The organism is Pseudomonas juntendi (assembly GCF_009932375.1).
Lineage (GTDB): Bacteria > Pseudomonadota > Gammaproteobacteria > Pseudomonadales > Pseudomonadaceae > Aquipseudomonas > Aquipseudomonas juntendi.
Window position 1 is genome coordinate 1 of record NZ_BLJG01000499.1, and the last position, 357, is coordinate 357.

At 63.6% G+C, this 357-nt stretch carries 1 pseudogene; it reads left to right on the forward strand.

From position 1 onward, the window contains the following. Positions 1-357: pseudogene (locus tag GYA94_RS26930) on the forward strand (HAAAP family serine/threonine permease); the annotation flags it as partial.

Here is a 357-nt window from a genome sequence, read left to right on the forward strand (position 1 = left end):
TTGGCCTGCTGGCCATCGTGCGCTGCGGCGAGCAGGCCACGGTCAAGGTCATGAGCCTGCTGGTGTACCCGTTCATCGTTGCCTTGGCGCTGCTGGGCCTGTACCTGGTGCCGCACTGGACTGGCGGTATCCTCGATAGCGCCACCCAGGTGCCACCGGCCTCGGCCTTCCTGCACACCTTGTGGCTGGCCATTCCGGTGATGGTGTTTTCCTTCAACCACTCGCCAATCATCTCGGCCTTCGCCGTGGACCAGAAACGCCGCTACGGCGACCACGCAGATGAGCGCAGCGGGCAGATTCTGCGCCGTGCCCACCTGTTGATGGTGGTGATGGTGCTGTTCTTCGTGTTCAGCTGCG